This window comes from Pseudomonas sp. HMSC063H08 (genome assembly GCF_001813645.1).
Lineage (GTDB): Bacteria > Pseudomonadota > Gammaproteobacteria > Pseudomonadales > Pseudomonadaceae > Pseudomonas > Pseudomonas aeruginosa.
In genome coordinates, this window is record NZ_KV813540.1 from 16,319 (window position 1) to 32,838 (window position 16,520).

Genomic DNA, 16,520 nt, shown 5'->3' on the forward strand with positions numbered 1-16,520 from the left:
CGCTGAACACGGGGCGGCGGATGCTACCCCGCACCCCCCGGGGTGTACAGGCGCCGGGCCGGCGGGTCTGTTGCAAGTCTAGTCCGGCCTGCGCGACGAGCCGTAAGAACGCAGGCGACGCGGCGGCCGCGGCTTTTTATAATGCGCGCGGCAATCCGCGATTCGGTTTCAGAGGTGGTTGGTGATGCAGGTGGATGAACAGCGCTTCGGCGGTATCGGCCGGTTGTACGGTCGCGAGGGGCTGCAACGCCTGGCCGATAGCCACGTCGCGGTGGTCGGCATCGGCGGGGTCGGTTCCTGGGCGGCGGAAGCGCTGGCCCGCAGCGGCGTCGGCGAGATTTCCCTGTTCGACCTCGATGATGTCTGCGTGACCAACACCAACCGCCAGGTGCATGCCATCGAAGGCTCGGTGGGCAAGGCCAAGGTCGAGGTGATGGCGGCGCGCATCCGGGCCATCAACCCGGCCTGCCGGGTCCACGCGGTGGCCGATTTCGTCACCCGCGAGACCATGGCCGAGTACATCGTCGACTTCGACTACCTGATCGACTGCATCGACAGCGTGGCCGCCAAGGCCGCGCTGATCGCCTGGTGCAAGCGGCGCAAGATCCCGGTGATCACCACCGGCGGCGCCGGTGGCCAGGTCGACCCGACGCAGATCCAGGTCGCCGACCTGAACAAGACCTTCAACGACCCGCTGGCGGCCAAGGTGCGTTCCACCCTGCGCCGCGACTACAACTTCTCGCGCACGCCGGGGCGCACCTACAGCGTGCCCTGCGTGTTCTCCAGCGAGCAGCTGCGCTACCCGAAGCCGGACGGCACGGTGTGCCAGTCGAAGAGTTTCGTCGGCGAAGGGGTGAAGCTGGACTGCGCCGGCGGCTTCGGCGCGGTGATGATGGTCACCGCCACCTTCGGCATGGTCGCCGCCGCCCGCGCCGTCGAGCGCCTGGCGGAAGGCCGCGCGCTGCGGCCGTCGCGGCGCACGCCGGGGAACGCCTGATCAGGCGCCGACCGCCACCAGGCTGAGCAGGCGTTCGTCGAGCACGGCGAACTGGGCATCCAGCTCGCTGCCGTGGCGCCACTCCGGCGACAGGTCGGTGAGCAGGCGCAACCGGGCCTGGCCGTCGGCGCGCCATTCCAGCAGTTCCGCATGTTCGAAGTAGAAGCGCTTGCCCACCAGCGGATAGAGCGCCTTGAACAGGCTTTCCTTCAGCGAGAACGCCAGGGTCACCAGCAGGCCGGTGCGTCGCTCCAGGTCGTCGGCGAAGCGCAGGCGCTCGCCTTCGGTGAGGATCTCGCCATGCAGGTAGCGCGCCCGCTCGGCTTCGAGCAGGGTCTCCACGTCCAGGCCGAGCCCGCGCCAGTCGCCGCGCGCCGCCACCAGGGCGGCGGCCCAGCGGTCGCCATGGGTGATCGAGCCGCTGATCGCGGCCGGCCAGACCGGTGCGCGGTCCTCGCCGACGGCCGGGGTCTGGGCGCGGCCATCGAGGGCGAACAGGGCGGCGCGTGCGCAGAGGCGCCCGGCGAGGAACTCGGCCTGGCGCTTGGCCACCGCGCGGAGGATGTTCGCCGGCGGCTGGATGCCGGCCAGGGCGAAGTCGCCGGGTTGCAGCAGCGCCGGGTCGAAGCGGGTGCTGCGCAGTTGCACGCCGGGCAGCGCGACGGGCAGCGGCCAGCGGTCGTCCAGCGGGGTGCAGAAGGAGGGGAGACGGTCGTTCATGGCGCGCATTGTGCCGGTTCCCGACGTGGCCCACCAGTCACGTGGCGCTTACACAAGATTGCAAAAGCGCAACAAAGGAAAACGGACCGCAAGGCCCGGTTTTGACAGACTGCGCCGCGCATTCCAGTGGAATGCAGGTGAGGTTGTTTGTTGATGACGGGATACTGTCCTGTCTCGACCTTTCAAGACGGGAGTCCCTCCGGGGACTCCCGTTTTTTTATGCGTCGGCGCAGGGTTCAACCCTGCCCGAAGATGTCCTTGAGGAACGCCTGCAGGTCTGCCCAGGAGCGTCGGTCGGCCTGGCGGTCGTAGCCGATGTCCAGGCCGTGGCCCTTGTGCGCGTCGGCGTCGGGGTTGGTGAAGCCGTGTTTGGCGCCGTCCTGGATCACCACCCGGTAGTCGGCGCCGGCGGCGCTCAGTTCCTGTTTCAGGGCGTCGAGGTCCTTGGCCGGGACCAGGCTGTCGGCGCTGCCGTGCTCCACCAGGATCTTCGCCTTGACGCTGCCCTTGCTGGCCGGGGTGGCGGTGCCGAGGGCGCCGTGGAAGCTCGCCACGCCTGCCAGCGGCAGGCCCTGGCGGGCCATGTCGAGGACGATCTTGCCGCCGAAGCAGTAGCCGATCGCGGCGATCTGGCTGGGATCGGTCTGCGGTTGCCGCTTCAGCAGTTCCAGGCCGGCGAGGAAGCGCGCCTTGGCGGCGTCGGCATCCCGGGTCGCGGCCTGCATGAAGGCCATCGCGTCCTGCGGGTGCTCGGTGTGCTTGCCTTCGCCGTACATGTCGATGGCCAGGGCGCTGTAGCCGAGTTCGGCGAGGTCGCGGGCGCGGCGCTTGGCATAGTCGTTGAGCCCCCACCATTCGTGGACCACGATGACCCCAGGGCGGATCCCCGGCTTGCTGTCGTCGTAGGCGAAATAGCCGACCATGCGCGTGCCGTCTGCGCTCCGGTAAGGCATCTCGCGGGTCTGGATAGCGGCCTGGGCGCTGGCGGCGCAGGCGATGAGCAGCAGGGCGCAGAGCAGGCGCATGGCATCTCTCCGTGAAAGGGTCCCCGATCAAGATAGACGCTTGTGCGCGGGACGCGGGGAAAACCCTCGGTGCCGGCCTTGCGCCGCTCAAACGCGGGCCATTCGGCCAGGCAAAGGCTGCGCCACTCATCTACCCTATGGGCGAGTCCCTTCCCCTCGCTAGGACACCGTCTGGATGCCTGACCTGAGTACCTGGAACCTGACCATTCCCCAGGGCCGCCCGGCCATCACCATCTCCACCAGCCAATTGCAGCGCGACTACCGCAGCGACTATTTCCAACGCACCGCCGACGGCATTCGCTTCTGGGTGCCGGTCAACGGCAGCCACACGCGCAACAGCGAGTTCCCGCGCAGCGAGTTGCGCGAGACCCTGTCCAGCGGCAGGCCCTACAACTGGCGTTACGCCAGGGCCGACAACTGGCTGGAGGCGACCCTGCGCATCGAGGCGGTGCCCTCGACCCGGCGCATGATCATCGGCCAGATCCACAGCGATGGCAGCAATAGCGGCCAGGCCGCGCCGCTGGTGAAGCTGCTCTACCAGTTGCGGCTCGACCAGGGGCGGGTCCAGGCGCTGGTCCGCGAGCGACCGGACGATGGCGGGACCAGGGCCTACACGCTGATGGACGGGATTCCTCTCGGCCAGTCGTTCAGCTACCGCATCGGCGTGTCTCGTAGCGGATTGCTCAGCGTGTCGGTGAATGGCAGCGCCCTGGAGCAGCAACTGGACCCGCAGTGGGCCTACCAGGGCCTCTATTTCAAGGCCGGACTCTATCTACAGGACAACCGCGGGCCGTCCAGCGAGGGCGGGCGGGCGACGTTCAGCGAGCTGCGCGTTAGCCATCAATGAGCGGTCGAGGCGTCTGCGCCGCGGACTTCGCGTTGCCGTGGCGTTTTGCAACTGCCAGATCTGGCAGGCGCGGAAGAGAGGAAACCGGGCGCGGGAAAAAATATCCGTATCGTTCCAAGGGGAAATAGGTCTCACGATCCGCTGATTCTGGTACTTCAGTACATGAAATCGCCTTGGCGGATCGCCCCGAATAAATGCCACGTTCTGCGCAACGCCCTGCCGGGTTTGCACAATGGGTCGAGGCCTGGCGGGATAAAATCGGCTATTGCCGTTGTCCGGCGTAGTTCTTTGCAAGTCAAAAGTTTGCCGTCAATAATTATTGTGGATAACTATTGTTTCAGGCTTTTCCTGTCAACTGTGCGAAGCGTCAGCTTATTGCCGATTTTCCCTCTCGCTATTGCTTTCTCCACGTTCCGAAGAAGTTCGGACGTACAGGTTTCTTTGCTGTTTTCAGCGAGAACCATTCGTTTCGATCATTTGAATACGTGGAGATTCAGACATGAAAAATCAGGTGAATGCCCTGGCGGTTCTAAGTGTGGGTGAAATCGAACAAGTTTCTGGCGCCGGGACTTTCCTGGGCGATGCCATCATCAATGGCGTCTACGCGGCCAACTCCTTCCTGAACTCGCCGCTGTTCTCCAGCATCGGCAACGCGGCCAGCGCCATCGGCCTCAACCGTACCCACGAGCTGGTCGACCTGCTGGCCTTCCAGGTGCCTTCGGTGGCGGCGATCACCGTCGGCAAGATTCTCGGCGGGACCGACAACCACAATGTTCCGTTGCATTACAACAAGGAAAGCGGCGAAGGGCTTTACAGCTGATCGCAACCTGTTGAAAGAGCGATTCGATGCTCAGGCATCGAGTCGTTCCTGGTTAATGCATTGATGGAGTCGATGATATGAAACGCAGGAGTGTGCTCTTGTCGGGTGTCGCCCTGAGTGGAACCGCACTGGCCAATGACTCGATATTCTTTTCGCCCTTGAAATACCTCGGGGCGGAACAACAGCGATCTATCGATGCCTCGCGAAGTTTGCTGGACAACCTGATTCCGCCGAGTTTGCCGCAATATGACAACCTGGCCGGAAAGTTGGCGCGGCGTGCGGTATTGACCAGCAAGAAACTGGTATATGTCTGGACCGAGAACTTCGCCAATGTCAAAGGCGTGCCGATGGCCCGCTCGGTGCCGCTGGGCGAGTTGCCGAATGTCGACTGGCTGTTGAAGACCGCCGGGGTGATCGTCGAGCTGATCGTCAATTTCGTCGCCTCGTTGCCGGCGTCGGCCGCCGCGCAGTTCGAGCGGATCGCCGCCGGGCTCAGCGGTGACCTGGAAGCGGCGCGCCAGGTCCACGAGGCGTTGCTGGAGGAGGCGAAGAACGATCCGGCCGCGGCCGGCAGCCTGCTGCTGCGCTTCACGGAGTTGCAGACGCGGGTGATCGCCTTGCTGACGCGGGTCGGCCTGCTGGTCGACGACATCCTCAAGAGCGCCAGCAACCTGGTTACCCAGGGTGGACAGGGCGACGGCCTGAATCGCTTCCGCGCGGTGTTCGGCACCCTACGCCTGCCGGAGGTCGCCGACAGCTTCCGTGACGACGAAGCGTTCGCCTACTGGCGGGTGGCCGGGCCTAATCCGCTGCTGATCCGCCGCGTCGATGCGCTGCCGGCCAACTTTCCGCTGGGCGAAGAGCAGTTCCGCCGGGTGATGGGCGCCGACGACAGCTTGCTGGAGGCCGCCGCCAGCCGCCGCCTGTACCTGCTGGACTACGCCGAGCTGGGCAAGCTGGCGCCGTCGGGAGCGGTGGACAAACTGCTCACCGGGACGGGCTTCGCCTATGCGCCGATCGCCCTGTTCGCCCTTGGCAAGGATCGGGCGAGGCTGTTGCCGGTGGCCATCCAGTGCGGCCAGGACCCCGCTACCCATCCGATGTTCGTGCGTCCCGCGGAGTCGGAGAGTGATCTGTACTGGGGTTGGCAGATGGCCAAGACGGTGGTCCAGGTCGCCGAGGAGAACTACCACGAGATGTTCGTCCACCTGGCCCAGACCCACCTGGTGAGCGAGGCGTTCTGCCTGGCCACCCAGCGCACCCTGGCGCCCAGCCATCCGCTGCACGTCCTGCTCGCCCCGCACTTCGAGGGCACCCTGTTCATCAACGAGGGGGCGGCGCGGATCCTGTTGCCCAGCGCGGGCTTCATCGACGTGATGTTCGCCGCGCCGATCCAGGACACCCAGGCCACCGCCGGCGGCAACCGGCTGGGTTTCGACTTCTACCGCGGCATGTTGCCGGAGAGCCTGAAGGCGCGGAACGTCGACGACCCGGCCGCGTTACCGGACTACCCCTACCGCGACGACGGCCTGCTGGTGTGGAATGCGATCCGCCAGTGGGCGGCCGACTACGTGGCGGTGTACTACGCCAGCGACGGCGACGTCACCGGTGACGTCGAACTGGCGGCCTGGGTCGGCGAAGTGATCGGCAGCGGCAAGGTGGCCGGGTTCCGCCCGATCACCGGTCGCAGCCAACTGGTCGAGGTGCTGACCATGGTGATCTTCACCGCCTCCGCGCAGCATGCGGCGGTCAATTTTCCCCAGCCTTCGATGATGACCTACGCGCCAGCGATCTGCGCCATGAGCGCGGCGCCGGCACCGGACTCGCCGAGCGGCAAGAGCGAGGCCGACTGGTTGAAGATGATGCCGCCGACCCTGGTGGCGCTGGAGAAGGTGAACATCTATCACCTGCTCGGTTCGGTCTACCACGGTCGCCTCGGCGACTACCGGCAGACCGGGTTCCCCTATGCGCCGGTGTTCTCGGACAGGCGGGTGACCGCCAGCGGCGGCCCGCTGGAGCGCTTCCAGGCACGCCTGAAGGAGGTCGAGGCGACCATTCGCACGCGCAACCAGGCGCGCCGCAGGCCCTACGAGTACCTGTTGCCGAGCCGGATCCCGGCGAGCACCAATATCTGAGACGGAGAAAGAGGACGGGGCGCCCCTGGGCGCCCCGTCGCTCTTAGCGGCCTTCGCTTTCGGCGGCGGCCGTCGGCGCGGCATGCCGCTGCTTCAACTGGCGGCGCGCCAGGAGGCTGCCGAGGAGGATCACGAACAGCGCGCCGAAGGCCGCCGCACCGTAGTGCAGGTAGGAATCCCATTGCGCGTAGGGCGACAGCCAGGGTTTCAGCGCGCTGTCGGTGAGCAGCATGCCGCCGGCGATCCAGCCGAGCAGGCCGCCGCCGAAGAGGATGATCAGCGGGAAGCGGTCGATCAGGCGCAGGATCAGCTGGCTGCCCCAGACGATGATCGGGATGCTGATCAGCACGCCCAGGGAGACCAGGAAGAAATCCCCGGCCGAGGCGGCGGACAGGGCGATGACGTTGTCCAGGCTCATCACCGCGTCGGCGATGATGATGGTCTTGATCGCGCCGAGCAGGTGGGTGCTGCCCTTGATGTCGTCGCCGTCCTCCTCCTCCGGCAGCAGCAGCTTGATGCCGATCCACAGCAGCAGGAGCGCGCCGATCACCTTGAGGTAGGGCAGGTCGAGCAGGTGCAGGGCGAAGAACAGCAGCAGGATGCGGATCAGGATGGCGCCGGCGACGCCGCCGAAGATCGCCTGCTTGCGCCGGTGCGCCGGCAGGTGCCGGCAGGCGAGGGCGATGACTACGGCATTGTCGCCGCCCAGGAGGATATCGATGGCGACGATCTGCAGCAGGGCTGTCCAGAACGTCGGGTCGCTCAACCAGTGGATCAAGGTTGTACTCCGAAACGTGTAGTGAGGGTGGAAAGCCCGGGGCGGTGGCGGGTGGCGGCCGCCCGGCTTTCCTGCGGTGGTCTGGGACCGTCGGGGCCGGCTCCGGCTTGTGGACGGAGGCGGGGAACACTGCTTGGACAGGCGAACGCCCGGCCAGTGCCCGGAAAACGGACGCGCGGGTGGCGCAGCGCGTTCGGGCACGGATGTGACGCGGCGGATCGGCCGCGAGACACCCGGCATGCGTATTCCGTCGCCAGTCTGCCCGAGCAAGGTTTCACCCGCCTTTCAGGGCGGAGATGGCGCCGCACCCGGCGGGACGGTAGGCTAGTGGCCCGTGTGGCTGACTCGACCAGTCGAACGCCGATCACCGAGTCAACCGTACAGGCCACCAGGCCTTCGGCGCCGGGGGAAGCCCGCCGGTGCCATGGATGACCGTTCACCGTACAAGGAAACCCCATGCGCAGCCTTCTTCTCTCCTCGCTGGCCCTGCTACCCGCCCTGGCCCTGGCGCAACCCGACGCCTCGAGCTTCCCTTCCTGCCTCGCCGGCCTGCAGAAGAAGGCCCAGGCGCAGGGCATTTCCGCCGACAGTTATGAGCGCTTCACCAGCGGCCTGCAGGCCGACCTCAGCGTGCTCGACCTGCTCGACGCGCAGCCGGAGTTCACCACCCCGCTGTGGGACTACCTGGCCGGCCTGGTGGACGAGCAGCGGGTCAGCGATGGCAAGGCGATGCTCGCCCAGCACGACAAGCTGCTCGACCAGGTGGCCGCGCGCTACGGCGTGGACAAGTACACGGTGGTGGCAGTGTGGGGCGTGGAAAGCGACTACGGGCGGATCTTCGGCAAGCGTCCGCTGCTGACCTCGCTGTCGACCCTGTCCTGCTACGGGCGCCGCCAGTCGTTCTTCCAGGGCGAGTTCCTCGCCACCCTGAAGCTGTTGCAGGCCGGCGACATCCGCGACGCCGGCATCACCGGCTCCTGGGCCGGGGCCTTCGGCCATACCCAGTTCATGCCATCGACCTACGCGCGGATCGCCGTGGACTTCGACGGCGACGGTCGTCGCGACCTGGTAGGCAGCGTGCCGGATGCCCTCGGTTCCACCGCCAACTACCTGAAGAAGGCTGGCTGGCGCACGGGACAGCCGTGGGGCTATGAAGTGAAGGTGCCGGCCGACTTCCCCGCCAGCCTGGCCGGGCGCGGCAAGCGCCAGCCGCTGTCGGCCTGGGTCGCCCGTGGGGTGAAGCGGGCCGACGGCCAGCCGCTGCCGGGCGGCGACGAGAAGGCCGCGATCCTCCTGCCGACCGGGGCCCAGGGCCCGGCCTTCCTGGTCTATCGCAACTACGATGCGATCTATTCCTACAACGCCGCGGAAAGCTACGCGCTGGCCATCGCCCTGCTTTCCGACCGCCTGCGCGGCGGCAGCGGCCTGGTGGCGTCCTGGCCGACCGACGACCCGGGCATCAGCCGGCTCGAGCGCAAGCAATTGCAGAAGGCGTTGCTGGCGCGCGGCTACGACATCGGCGAGGCCGACGGGCTGATCGGCACCAGCACGCGCAAGGCGATCCAGGCCGAGCAGAAGCGCCTCGGCCTGACCCCGGCCGACGGTCGCGCCGGGCGCAAGATCCTCGAGGCGCTGAAGGGCGCCCAGCCCTGATTGCGCCGCGCTGCCCGGTCCGCGGGCGGCGCTACCAGCCCTTCACCCCGGTCATGTCCGGCAGGTGGTGGGCGATCCCCTTGTGGCAGTCGATGCAGGTGGCTTCGCCGCTGGCCAGGGCGGTGGAGTGCATCTGCCGCGCGCGCACGCTCTGCCGGGTGAAGTCCATGAACTCGAAGTTGTGGCAGTTGCGGCATTCCAGCGAATCGTTGGCCTTGAGCCGTGCCCATTCGTGCTCGGCCAGCTCGCGGCGGTGATCGAGGAATTTCTCGCGGGTGTTGATGGTGCCGAAGATCTTGCCCCAGACCTCCTTGGAGGCCTGCATCTTGCGCGCGATCTTGTCGGTCCACTTGTGTGGCACGTGGCAGTCGGGACAGGTGGCGCGGACTCCGGAACGGTTGCTGTAGTGGATGGTGTCCTTGAGTTCGACGAACACGTTGTCGCGCATCTCGTGGCAGGAAATGCAGAAGGTCTCGGTGTTGGTCGCCTCCAGGGCGGTGTTGAAGCCGCCCCAGAAGACGATCCCGGCGATGAAGCCGCCGAGGGTTAGGAAGCCCAGGCTGAAATGCACGCTGGGACGACGCAGGACCCGCCAGTAACCGGCCAGCCAGGCGATGAGTGCTTTCATGCGGCCTCCCTCAGGGTTTGCGCGCCGCATTGGCGGCTTCTTTCTCGAGGATCTGGTCGATGTTCTCGAAGCGGTTGTCGACCAGCGGCTTTACGTCCTGTTGCGGCACATGGCACTGCACGCAGAAGTAGCGGCGCGGCGAGACGGCGGCCAGCGGCTGGCCGTCGCGGTCCATGTAGTGGGTGATGCTGATCATCACCGCCTGGGTTCGCGCGCTGTTGGCGCGGCTGTGGCAGGACAGGCACTTGTTGCTGTCCTTGTCGATGCGATAGCCGACGATGCTGTGGGGAATGGTCGGCGGCTGCTCGGGGTAGTTGCGCTCGCGTTTCAGGTCCTTGTTTTCCTCGGCCGCCAGCGGCGGCGCGGGGCGGCTTTCGGCCAGCGTGCCGCCGGGGCGGCGGCCGTCGGGGGCGGGCGCGTCCAGCGGGTAGCCGAGGTCGGCGGCGAAGGCCGCGGGGGCGCCGAGCAGGACGAGGAGCAGGGCAGTCAGCAGGGGTTTCATGGCGCGCTCCTCAGGCCAGGTTGAGCAGTTCGATGCGAACGGCGCACTTCTTGTAGTCGGTCTGCTTGGAAATCGGGTCGGTGGCGTCCAGGGTGACCTTGTTGATCAGCTTGTTGGCGTCGAAGAACGGCACGAACACCAGCCCCTGGGGCGGCTTGTTGCGCCCGCGGGTCTCGACCCGCGCGCGGATCTCGCCGCGCCGGCTCACCACCTTGACCTCGCTGCCGCGGCGCAGCTTGAGCTGGCGCGCATCCTCCGGGTGCATGTAGACCAGCGCGTCGGGCACCGCCTTGTACAGCTCCGGGACCCGCGCGGTCATGCTCCCGGTGTGCCAGTGTTCGAGCACCCGGCCGGTGGCGAGCCAGAACGGGTAGTCCTGGTCCGGCGCCTCGGCCGGCGGCTCGTAGGGCAGGGCGAAGACGATCGCCTTCTTGTCCGGATAGCCATAGAACTGCACGCCGCTGCCCTTGCTCACGTAGGGGTCGTAGCCCTCGCGGTAGCGCCAGCGGGTCTCCTTGCCGTCCACCACCGGCCAGCGCAGGCCGCGCGCCTCGTGGTAGGCGTCGAAGGGGGCGAGGTCGTGGCCGTGGCCGCGACCGAAGGCGGCGTATTCCTCGAACAGACCCTTCTGGATATAGAAGCCGAATGCGTCGACCTCGTCGTTGGCGTAGCCCTTGGCCAGGTCGCTGGCCGGGAAGCGGTCGACCTGGCCGTTGCGGAACAGCACGTCGTAGAGGGTCTTGCCCTTCAGCTCGGGGGCCTTCGCCAGCAGTTCCGCGGGCCAGACCTCGTCGGTGGTGAAGCGCTTGGAGAATTCCACCAGTTGCCAGAGGTCGGACTTCGCCTCGCCCGGTGCCTTCACCAACTGGTGCCAGAACTGCGTGCGGCGCTCGGCATTGCCGAAGGCGCCTTCCTTCTCCACCCACATGGCGCTGGGCAGGATCAGGTCGGCGGCCTGGGCCGAGACGGTGGGGTAGACGTCGGAGACGATCACGAAGTTGTCCGGGTTGCGCCAGCCGGGCAGCACTTCCTGCATCACGTTGGGACCGGCCTGCATGTTGTTGCTGACCTGGGTCCAGTAGACGTTGAGCACGCCGTCCTTGAGCATCCGGCTCTGCTGCACGGCGTGGAAGCCGACCTTTTCCTGGATGGTGCCGGCCGGCACCTTCCAGATCTTCTCCGCGGTTTCCCGGTGCTTCGGGTTGGTCACCACCAGGTCGGCGGGGAGCCGGTGGGAGAAGGTGCCGACCTCGCGCGCGGTGCCGCAGGCCGAGGGCTGGCCGGTGAGCGAGAAGGGGCTGTTGCCCGGTTCGCTGATCTTCCCGGTGAGCAGGTGGATGTTGTAGATCAGGTTGTTCGCCCAGACCCCGCGGGTGTGCTGGTTGAAGCCCATGGTCCAGAACGACACCACCTTGCGCTTGGGGTCGGCGTAGAGTTCGGCGAGGGCCTTCAGCCGCTCGGCGGGCACGCCGCTTTCGCGCGCGGTGCGCTCCAGGGTATAGGGCTTGACGAACTCGGCGAAGGCCTTGAAGTCGATGTCGCTCCAGGTGTTGGCCTTGTCGGCGTTCTTCGCCTTCTTCTCCAGCGGGTCGTCCGGGCGCAGGCCGTAGCCGATGTCCTCGGCGCCATGGGCGAAGCGCACGTGGCGCTCGACGAAGTCGCGGTTCACCGCGCCGCTCTCGATGATGTGGTTGGCGATGTAGTTGAGGATGATCAGGTCGGTCTGCGGCTTGAACACCATGGGCAGGTCGGCCAGCTCGAAGCTGCGGTGCTCGAAGGTGGACAGCACCGCGACCTTGACCTGCGGCGCGCTGAGCCGGCGGTCGGTGACCCGCGACCAGAGCACCGGGTGCATCTCGGCCATGTTCGAGCCCCAGAGGACGAAGCTGTCGGTGGCCTCGATGTCGTCGTAGCAGCCCATCGGCTCGTCCATGCCGAAGCTGCGCATGAAGCCCATCACCGCCGAGGCCATGCAGTGGCGGGCGTTGGGGTCGATGTTGTTGCTGCGCAGGCCGGCCTTGAACAGCTTGTTCGCCGCATAGCCTTCCCAGACCGTCCACTGGCCGGAGCCGAACATGCCGACCGACTCCGGTCCCTTGGCCTTGAGCGCGGCCTTGAACTTCTCGGCCATGATGTCGAAGGCCTGTTCCCAACTGATCGGCTGGAACTCGCCCTGCTTGTCGAACTTGCCGTCCTTCATGCGCAGCAGCGGGCGGGTCAGGCGGTCGCTGCCGTACATGATCTTCGACAGGAAGTAGCCCTTCACGCAGTTGATCCCGCGGTTGACCTCGGCCTTGATGTCGCCATGGGTGGCCACCACCTGGCCGTCGCGGGTGGCGACCATCACGCTGCAACCGGTGCCGCAGAAGCGGCAGGGGGCCTTGTTCCAGACCAGGCTGGTGACGTCCGCCTCGGTCACCAGGTTGCTGGCGCGGACCAGGATCGGCAGGCCGGCCGCCGCCGCGGCGATGGCGGCGGCGTTGGCCTTGGCGAATTCACGACGGGTGAGGTTCATCGATTGTCTCCTCGGGCGAGCACGGTATCGCGCGGTCGGTCATGGCCGCCGCGTCGTTGCTATCGTCGTCGTGCAGGATCTCGTGGTAGACCAGCACGGCGTTGAGCACTCCTGGCAGGTTCTGCAACTGGCCCAGGGTGTCGAGAATCTGTTCTTCGCGTTCGGCTTCCAGCACCAGGATCAGCTTGCCCTGCGGGCTTTCCTGGTAGATCTCCAGGCCGTCGAGCAGCGCCAGGTTGGCCTTCACCGCCGGCAGTCGCTCGGGCCGGCAATGCAGGATGAGGCTGGCGATCTGCAGGGCTTCAGGCATGTCGTGGAGACTCCTCGTTGGATAGCGCACGCAGTTGGATGGCCTGGCTCGGACAGGGCGCCAGGCAGGCGCCGCAGCCGTTGCAGCGTTGGCTGTCCAGCTCGGCCAGGGCGACGCCGCCGGGGGCCGGGCGGAAGCGGATCGCGGCGGGTTCGCAGGCGTCCTGGCAACTGCGGCAGTGGATCCCGGCCAGGGCCAGGCAGGCTTCGCCGATCGTGGCGATCCAGGGGAAGGCCGGGCGCGCGCCATCGAACAGGCCGGCCTCGCAGCGGCTGGCGCATTCCCCGCACAGCGTGCAGCCGGCGCTGGAGAGGTCGAGTTCGACGAGCCGACCGGCGCCGAGCTTCAGCACGCCTTCCGGGCAGGCCTCGACGCAGGCGGCGCAGCCTGTGCAGCCTGCGGCGAAGTCGGCGGCGGTCCACGGCGGGCGCCGCGTCGGCGGGTGCCCGCCGAGGCGGCGGAACAGCTCTCGGCGACTGCTCATACCCGACCTCAGGCCGGCGGCCCGGGCGGGCCGGCCAGTAGCTGGTACATCCAGACGCAGAAACCGAAGCCGCCGACCAGTGCGACGGACAGCAGCGGGAACAGGCAGATCACGAGGAACAGGAAGAGCCTGGCTTCCATGCCCTTGACGCGTCCCTGGTCGGGTTGTTCGTTCATTGGCCCAGCCTCTATGCAGGCGACTGTAGAAAGCCTAGACCCTACTTGCAGTACGGGCAAAAACCTCGCCGAGCCGGCGCGCGGCAGCCTGGAAACAGAGCGTTCGCCGGCAAACGCGAGTCGTTCAGCCCGGGTTCAGCAAGCGTTCAGGGGCGGTTCAGTACCCTGTCCGTACTCTGCAAGCCGTGAACGACACGACTCTCGCAGAACGGAGAAACACCATGAAAGCACTCAAGACTCTCTTCATCGCCACCGCCCTGCTGGGTTCCGCCGCCGGCGTCCAGGCCGCCGACAACTTCGTCGGCCTGACCTGGGGCGAGACCAGCAACAACATCCAGAAATCCAAGTCGCTGAACCGCAACCTGAACAGCCCGAACCTCGACAAGGTGATCGACAACACCGGCACCTGGGGCATCCGCGCCGGCCAGCAGTTCGAGCAGGGCCGCTACTACGCGACCTACGAGAACATCTCCGACACCAGCAGCGGCAACAAGCTGCGCCAGCAGAACCTGCTCGGCAGCTACGACGCCTTCCTGCCGATCGGCGACAACAACACCAAGCTGTTCGGCGGTGCCACCCTCGGCCTGGTCAAGCTGGAACAGGACGGCAAGGGCTTCAAGCGCGACAGCGATGTCGGCTACGCTGCCGGGCTGCAGGCCGGTATCCTGCAGGAGCTGAGCAAGAATGCCTCGATCGAAGGCGGCTATCGTTACCTGCGCACCAACGCCAGCACCGAGATGACCCCGCATGGCGGCAACAAGCTGGGCTCCCTGGACCTGCACAGCAGCTCGCAATTCTACCTGGGCGCCAACTACAAGTTCTAAATGACCGCGCAGCGCCCGCGAGGGCATGCTTCGATGGCCGGGCCGGAAGGTCCGGCCGCATCTCATCCGGAGGAACCTCATGAAACTGCTGGTAGTGGAAGACGAGGCGCTGTTGCGCCACCACCTCTATACCCGCCTGGGTGAACAGGGGCACGTGGTGGACGCGGTACCGGATGCCGAGGAAGCCCTCTACCGGGTCAGCGAATACCACCACGACCTGGCGGTGATCGACCTCGGCCTGCCGGGCATGAGCGGCCTGGACCTGATCCGCGAGCTGCGTTCGCAGGGCAAGTCCTTCCCGATCCTGATCCTCACCGCCCGCGGCAACTGGCAGGACAAGGTCGAAGGCCTGGCCGCCGGGGCCGACGACTACGTGGTCAAGCCGTTCCAGTTCGAGGAACTGGAAGCGCGCCTGAACGCGTTGCTGCGACGCTCCTCGGGGTTCGTCCAGTCGACCATCGAGGCCGGCCCCCTGGTCCTCGACCTGAACCGCAAGCAGGCGCTGGTCGAGGAGCAACCGGTGGCGCTGACCGCCTACGAATACCGCATCCTCGAATACCTCATGCGGCATCACCAGCAGGTGGTGGCCAAGGAACGCCTGATGGAACAGCTCTATCCCGACGACGAGGAGCGCGACGCCAACGTCATCGAGGTGCTGGTCGGCCGCCTGCGGCGCAAGCTGGAGGCCTGCGGCGGCTTCAAGCCGATCGATACGGTGCGCGGCCAGGGCTACCTGTTCACCGAGCGCTGCCGGTGATCCGTTCCCTGCGCATCCGCCTGATGCTCGGCGCCGCCGCCCTGGCGGTGCTGTTCATGCTGGCGCTGCTGCCGGCCCTGCAGCGGGCCTTCGGCATCGCCCTGGAGAACACCATCGAGCAGCGCCTGGCCGCCGACGTGGCGACCCTGGTCTCGGCGGCGCGGGTGGAGAAGGGCCGCCTGGTGATGCCCGAGCACCTGCCGGTGGAGGAGTTCAACCTGCCGGAGGCCAAGGTCCTCGGCTATATCTACGACCAGAATGGCGATCTGCTCTGGCGCTCCACCTCGGCGGCCGACGAGTCGATCAACTACACGCCGCGCTACGACGGCCGCGGCAATGAATTCCACACCACCCGCGACGCGAAGGGCGAGGAGTTCTTCGTGTTCGACGTCGAGATCGACCTGCTGCGCGGCAAGCAGGCGGCCTACAGCATCGTCACCATGCAATCGGTCAGCGAGTTCGAGAGCCTGCTCAAGGGGTTCCGCGAGCAGCTCTACCTGTGGCTCGGCGGCGCCCTGCTGGTCTTGCTCGGGCTGCTCTGGCTGGGCCTGACCTGGGGCTTCCGGGCGATGCGCGGGTTGAGTTCCGAGCTGGACCAGATCGAATCCGGCGAGCGCGAGAGCCTGAGCGAGGAGCATCCGCGCGAGCTGCTGCGCCTGACCCACTCGCTGAACCGCCTGTTGCGCAGCGAGCACAAGCAGCGCGAGCGCTACCGCCACTCCCTCGGCGACCTGGCGCACAGTCTGAAGACGCCGCTGGCGGTCTTGCAGGGGGTCGGCGACCAGCTCGCCGAGGAGCCCGGCAACCGCGAGCAGGTGCGGGTGCTACAGGGCCAGATCGAGCGCATGAGCCAGCAGATAGGCTATCAGTTGCAGCGCGCCAGCCTGCGCAAGAGCGGCCTGGTACGCCATCGCGAGCAACTGGCGCCGCTGGTGGAGACCCTGTGCGACGCGCTGGACAAGGTCTATCGCGACAAGCGGGTGAGCCTGCAGCGGGACTTCTCGCCGTCCTTCAGCGTGCCGGTGGAGCGCGGCGCGCTGCTGGAACTGCTCGGCAACCTGCTGGAGAACGCCTATCGCCTGTGCCTGGGCCGGGTCCGCGTGGGCGCCCGGCTGGGGCCGGGTTACTCGGAGCTGTGGGTCGAGGACGATGGTCCCGGAGTGCCTGCCGAACAGCGCGCACGAATCATCCGCCGCGGCGAGCGCGCCGATACCCAGCACCCGGGGCAGGGCATCGGCCTGGCCGTGGCGCTGGACATCATCGAGAGCTACGACGGCGAACTGAGCCTGGACGATTCCGAGCTGGGCGGCGCCTGCTTCCGCATACGTTTCGCTACAGTCTGAGACTTG

The 16,520-nt window shown here is 66.9% G+C and carries 17 protein-coding genes; 8 read left to right on the forward strand and 9 right to left on the reverse strand.

Features of this window, described 5'->3' with window-relative positions; genetic code table 11:
* Positions 1-184 precede the first annotated feature (184 nt).
* Entirely contained in the window at positions 185-997 is an 813-nt protein-coding gene (gene tcdA, locus HMPREF2924_RS22510; RefSeq protein ID WP_003086553.1) for a tRNA cyclic N6-threonylcarbamoyladenosine(37) synthase TcdA, read from the forward strand.
* On the opposite strand, the gene HMPREF2924_RS22515 is transcribed toward tcdA, so the two are convergent.
* Positions 998-1,726: a 4'-phosphopantetheinyl transferase family protein gene (locus HMPREF2924_RS22515; protein ID WP_003082383.1), complete on the reverse strand. Its 729-nt coding sequence runs from the start codon at positions 1,724-1,726 to the stop codon at positions 998-1,000.
* A gap of 227 nt (positions 1,727-1,953) precedes the next feature.
* A complete protein-coding gene (locus tag HMPREF2924_RS22520) occupies positions 1,954-2,742 on the reverse strand; it encodes a dienelactone hydrolase family protein (protein ID WP_003086555.1) in 789 nt (262 codons plus the stop codon).
* Between the two features lie 175 nt (positions 2,743-2,917).
* On the opposite strand from HMPREF2924_RS22520, the gene HMPREF2924_RS22525 reads away from it, so the two are divergent.
* From HMPREF2924_RS22525 to HMPREF2924_RS22535, 3 genes are all read left to right on the forward strand, one after another.
* Entirely contained in the window at positions 2,918-3,589 is a 672-nt protein-coding gene (locus tag HMPREF2924_RS22525) for a polysaccharide lyase family 7 protein (RefSeq protein ID WP_003082396.1), read from the forward strand.
* Positions 3,590-4,088: 499 nt separating this feature from the next.
* The gene (locus HMPREF2924_RS22530) at positions 4,089-4,409 is read left to right on the forward strand and encodes a hypothetical protein (protein WP_003082401.1); all 321 of its coding nucleotides are present in this window, start codon (positions 4,089-4,091) and stop codon (positions 4,407-4,409) included.
* Between the two features lie 77 nt (positions 4,410-4,486).
* Positions 4,487-6,544, forward strand: a complete 2,058-nt coding sequence (locus tag HMPREF2924_RS22535) for a lipoxygenase LoxA (RefSeq protein WP_003123135.1) — start codon at positions 4,487-4,489, stop codon at positions 6,542-6,544.
* 43 nt (positions 6,545-6,587) lie between these two features.
* Here the strand turns inward: HMPREF2924_RS22535 and HMPREF2924_RS22540 are convergent, their stop codons facing one another.
* Positions 6,588-7,322: a TerC family protein gene (locus HMPREF2924_RS22540; protein WP_023094827.1), complete on the reverse strand. Its 735-nt coding sequence runs from the start codon at positions 7,320-7,322 to the stop codon at positions 6,588-6,590.
* Positions 7,323-7,778: 456 nt separating this feature from the next.
* On the opposite strand from HMPREF2924_RS22540, the gene HMPREF2924_RS22545 reads away from it, so the two are divergent.
* Complete coding sequence (locus HMPREF2924_RS22545) at positions 7,779-8,975, forward strand: lytic murein transglycosylase (protein WP_003133821.1); 1,197 nt, start codon at positions 7,779-7,781, stop codon at positions 8,973-8,975.
* Between the two features lie 31 nt (positions 8,976-9,006).
* On the opposite strand, the gene HMPREF2924_RS22550 is transcribed toward HMPREF2924_RS22545, so the two are convergent.
* Genes HMPREF2924_RS22550 through napE form a run of 6 tightly spaced genes read right to left on the reverse strand, consistent with a single transcriptional unit; the run spans position 9,007 to position 13,590 of the window.
* Positions 9,007-9,603 carry a cytochrome c3 family protein gene (locus tag HMPREF2924_RS22550; protein ID WP_003082412.1) on the reverse strand — a complete coding sequence of 199 codons (597 nt, stop codon included), beginning with the start codon at positions 9,601-9,603 and terminating at the stop codon, positions 9,007-9,009.
* Positions 9,604-9,613: 10 nt separating this feature from the next.
* Positions 9,614-10,105, reverse strand: a complete 492-nt coding sequence (locus HMPREF2924_RS22555; protein ID WP_003082414.1) for a nitrate reductase cytochrome c-type subunit — start codon at positions 10,103-10,105, stop codon at positions 9,614-9,616.
* Between the two features lie 10 nt (positions 10,106-10,115).
* Complete coding sequence (gene napA / locus HMPREF2924_RS22560; RefSeq protein WP_003107632.1) at positions 10,116-12,620, reverse strand: nitrate reductase catalytic subunit NapA; 2,505 nt, start codon at positions 12,618-12,620, stop codon at positions 10,116-10,118.
* A complete protein-coding gene (locus HMPREF2924_RS22565) occupies positions 12,601-12,930 on the reverse strand; it encodes a chaperone NapD (RefSeq protein WP_003082422.1) in 330 nt (109 codons plus the stop codon). The genes napA and HMPREF2924_RS22565 overlap by 20 nt, the downstream gene beginning before the upstream one ends.
* On the reverse strand, positions 12,923-13,414 hold the full coding sequence (napF, locus tag HMPREF2924_RS22570; protein ID WP_003133818.1) for a ferredoxin-type protein NapF: 492 nt from the start codon (positions 13,412-13,414) through the stop codon (positions 12,923-12,925). The genes HMPREF2924_RS22565 and napF overlap by 8 nt, the downstream gene beginning before the upstream one ends.
* Before the next feature lie 8 nt (positions 13,415-13,422).
* Positions 13,423-13,590, reverse strand: a complete 168-nt coding sequence (gene napE / locus HMPREF2924_RS22575; protein ID WP_003082429.1) for a periplasmic nitrate reductase, NapE protein — start codon at positions 13,588-13,590, stop codon at positions 13,423-13,425.
* Positions 13,591-13,811: 221 nt separating this feature from the next.
* On the opposite strand from napE, the gene HMPREF2924_RS22580 reads away from it, so the two are divergent.
* From HMPREF2924_RS22580 to phoQ, 3 genes are all read left to right on the forward strand, one after another.
* Positions 13,812-14,414, forward strand: a complete 603-nt coding sequence (locus tag HMPREF2924_RS22580; protein ID WP_003082431.1) for an outer membrane protein — start codon at positions 13,812-13,814, stop codon at positions 14,412-14,414.
* Between the two features lie 79 nt (positions 14,415-14,493).
* Positions 14,494-15,171: a two-component system response regulator PhoP gene (gene phoP / locus HMPREF2924_RS22585; protein ID WP_003082436.1), complete on the forward strand. Its 678-nt coding sequence runs from the start codon at positions 14,494-14,496 to the stop codon at positions 15,169-15,171.
* A complete protein-coding gene (gene phoQ / locus HMPREF2924_RS22590; protein WP_003082438.1) occupies positions 15,168-16,514 on the forward strand; it encodes a two-component system sensor histidine kinase PhoQ in 1,347 nt (448 codons plus the stop codon). Before phoP ends, phoQ begins: the two co-directional genes overlap by 4 nt.
* Positions 16,515-16,520: the final 6 nt, after the last annotated feature.

What these genes read in the sequence shown, in the direction of transcription:
- HMPREF2924_RS22565 (WP_003082422.1), bottom strand. Translation starts at nt 12,930, where the DNA reads ATGCCTGAAGCCCTGCAGATCGCCAGCCTCATCCTGCATTGCCGGCCC.
- tcdA (WP_003086553.1), top strand. Translation starts at nt 185, where the DNA reads ATGCAGGTGGATGAACAGCGCTTCGGCGGTATCGGCCGGTTGTACGGT.
- napF (WP_003133818.1), bottom strand. Translation starts at nt 13,414, where the DNA reads ATGAGCAGTCGCCGAGAGCTGTTCCGCCGCCTCGGCGGGCACCCGCCG.
- napA (WP_003107632.1), bottom strand. Translation starts at nt 12,620, where the DNA reads ATGAACCTCACCCGTCGTGAATTCGCCAAGGCCAACGCCGCCGCCATC.
- HMPREF2924_RS22545 (WP_003133821.1), top strand. Translation starts at nt 7,779, where the DNA reads ATGCGCAGCCTTCTTCTCTCCTCGCTGGCCCTGCTACCCGCCCTGGCC.
- HMPREF2924_RS22525 (WP_003082396.1), top strand. Translation starts at nt 2,918, where the DNA reads ATGCCTGACCTGAGTACCTGGAACCTGACCATTCCCCAGGGCCGCCCG.
- phoP (WP_003082436.1), top strand. Translation starts at nt 14,494, where the DNA reads ATGAAACTGCTGGTAGTGGAAGACGAGGCGCTGTTGCGCCACCACCTC.
- HMPREF2924_RS22520 (WP_003086555.1), bottom strand. Translation starts at nt 2,742, where the DNA reads ATGCGCCTGCTCTGCGCCCTGCTGCTCATCGCCTGCGCCGCCAGCGCC.
- HMPREF2924_RS22555 (WP_003082414.1), bottom strand. Translation starts at nt 10,105, where the DNA reads ATGAAACCCCTGCTGACTGCCCTGCTCCTCGTCCTGCTCGGCGCCCCC.
- napE (WP_003082429.1), bottom strand. Translation starts at nt 13,590, where the DNA reads ATGAACGAACAACCCGACCAGGGACGCGTCAAGGGCATGGAAGCCAGG.
- HMPREF2924_RS22535 (WP_003123135.1), top strand. Translation starts at nt 4,487, where the DNA reads ATGAAACGCAGGAGTGTGCTCTTGTCGGGTGTCGCCCTGAGTGGAACC.
- HMPREF2924_RS22515 (WP_003082383.1), bottom strand. Translation starts at nt 1,726, where the DNA reads ATGCGCGCCATGAACGACCGTCTCCCCTCCTTCTGCACCCCGCTGGAC.
- HMPREF2924_RS22580 (WP_003082431.1), top strand. Translation starts at nt 13,812, where the DNA reads ATGAAAGCACTCAAGACTCTCTTCATCGCCACCGCCCTGCTGGGTTCC.
- HMPREF2924_RS22530 (WP_003082401.1), top strand. Translation starts at nt 4,089, where the DNA reads ATGAAAAATCAGGTGAATGCCCTGGCGGTTCTAAGTGTGGGTGAAATC.
- HMPREF2924_RS22550 (WP_003082412.1), bottom strand. Translation starts at nt 9,603, where the DNA reads ATGAAAGCACTCATCGCCTGGCTGGCCGGTTACTGGCGGGTCCTGCGT.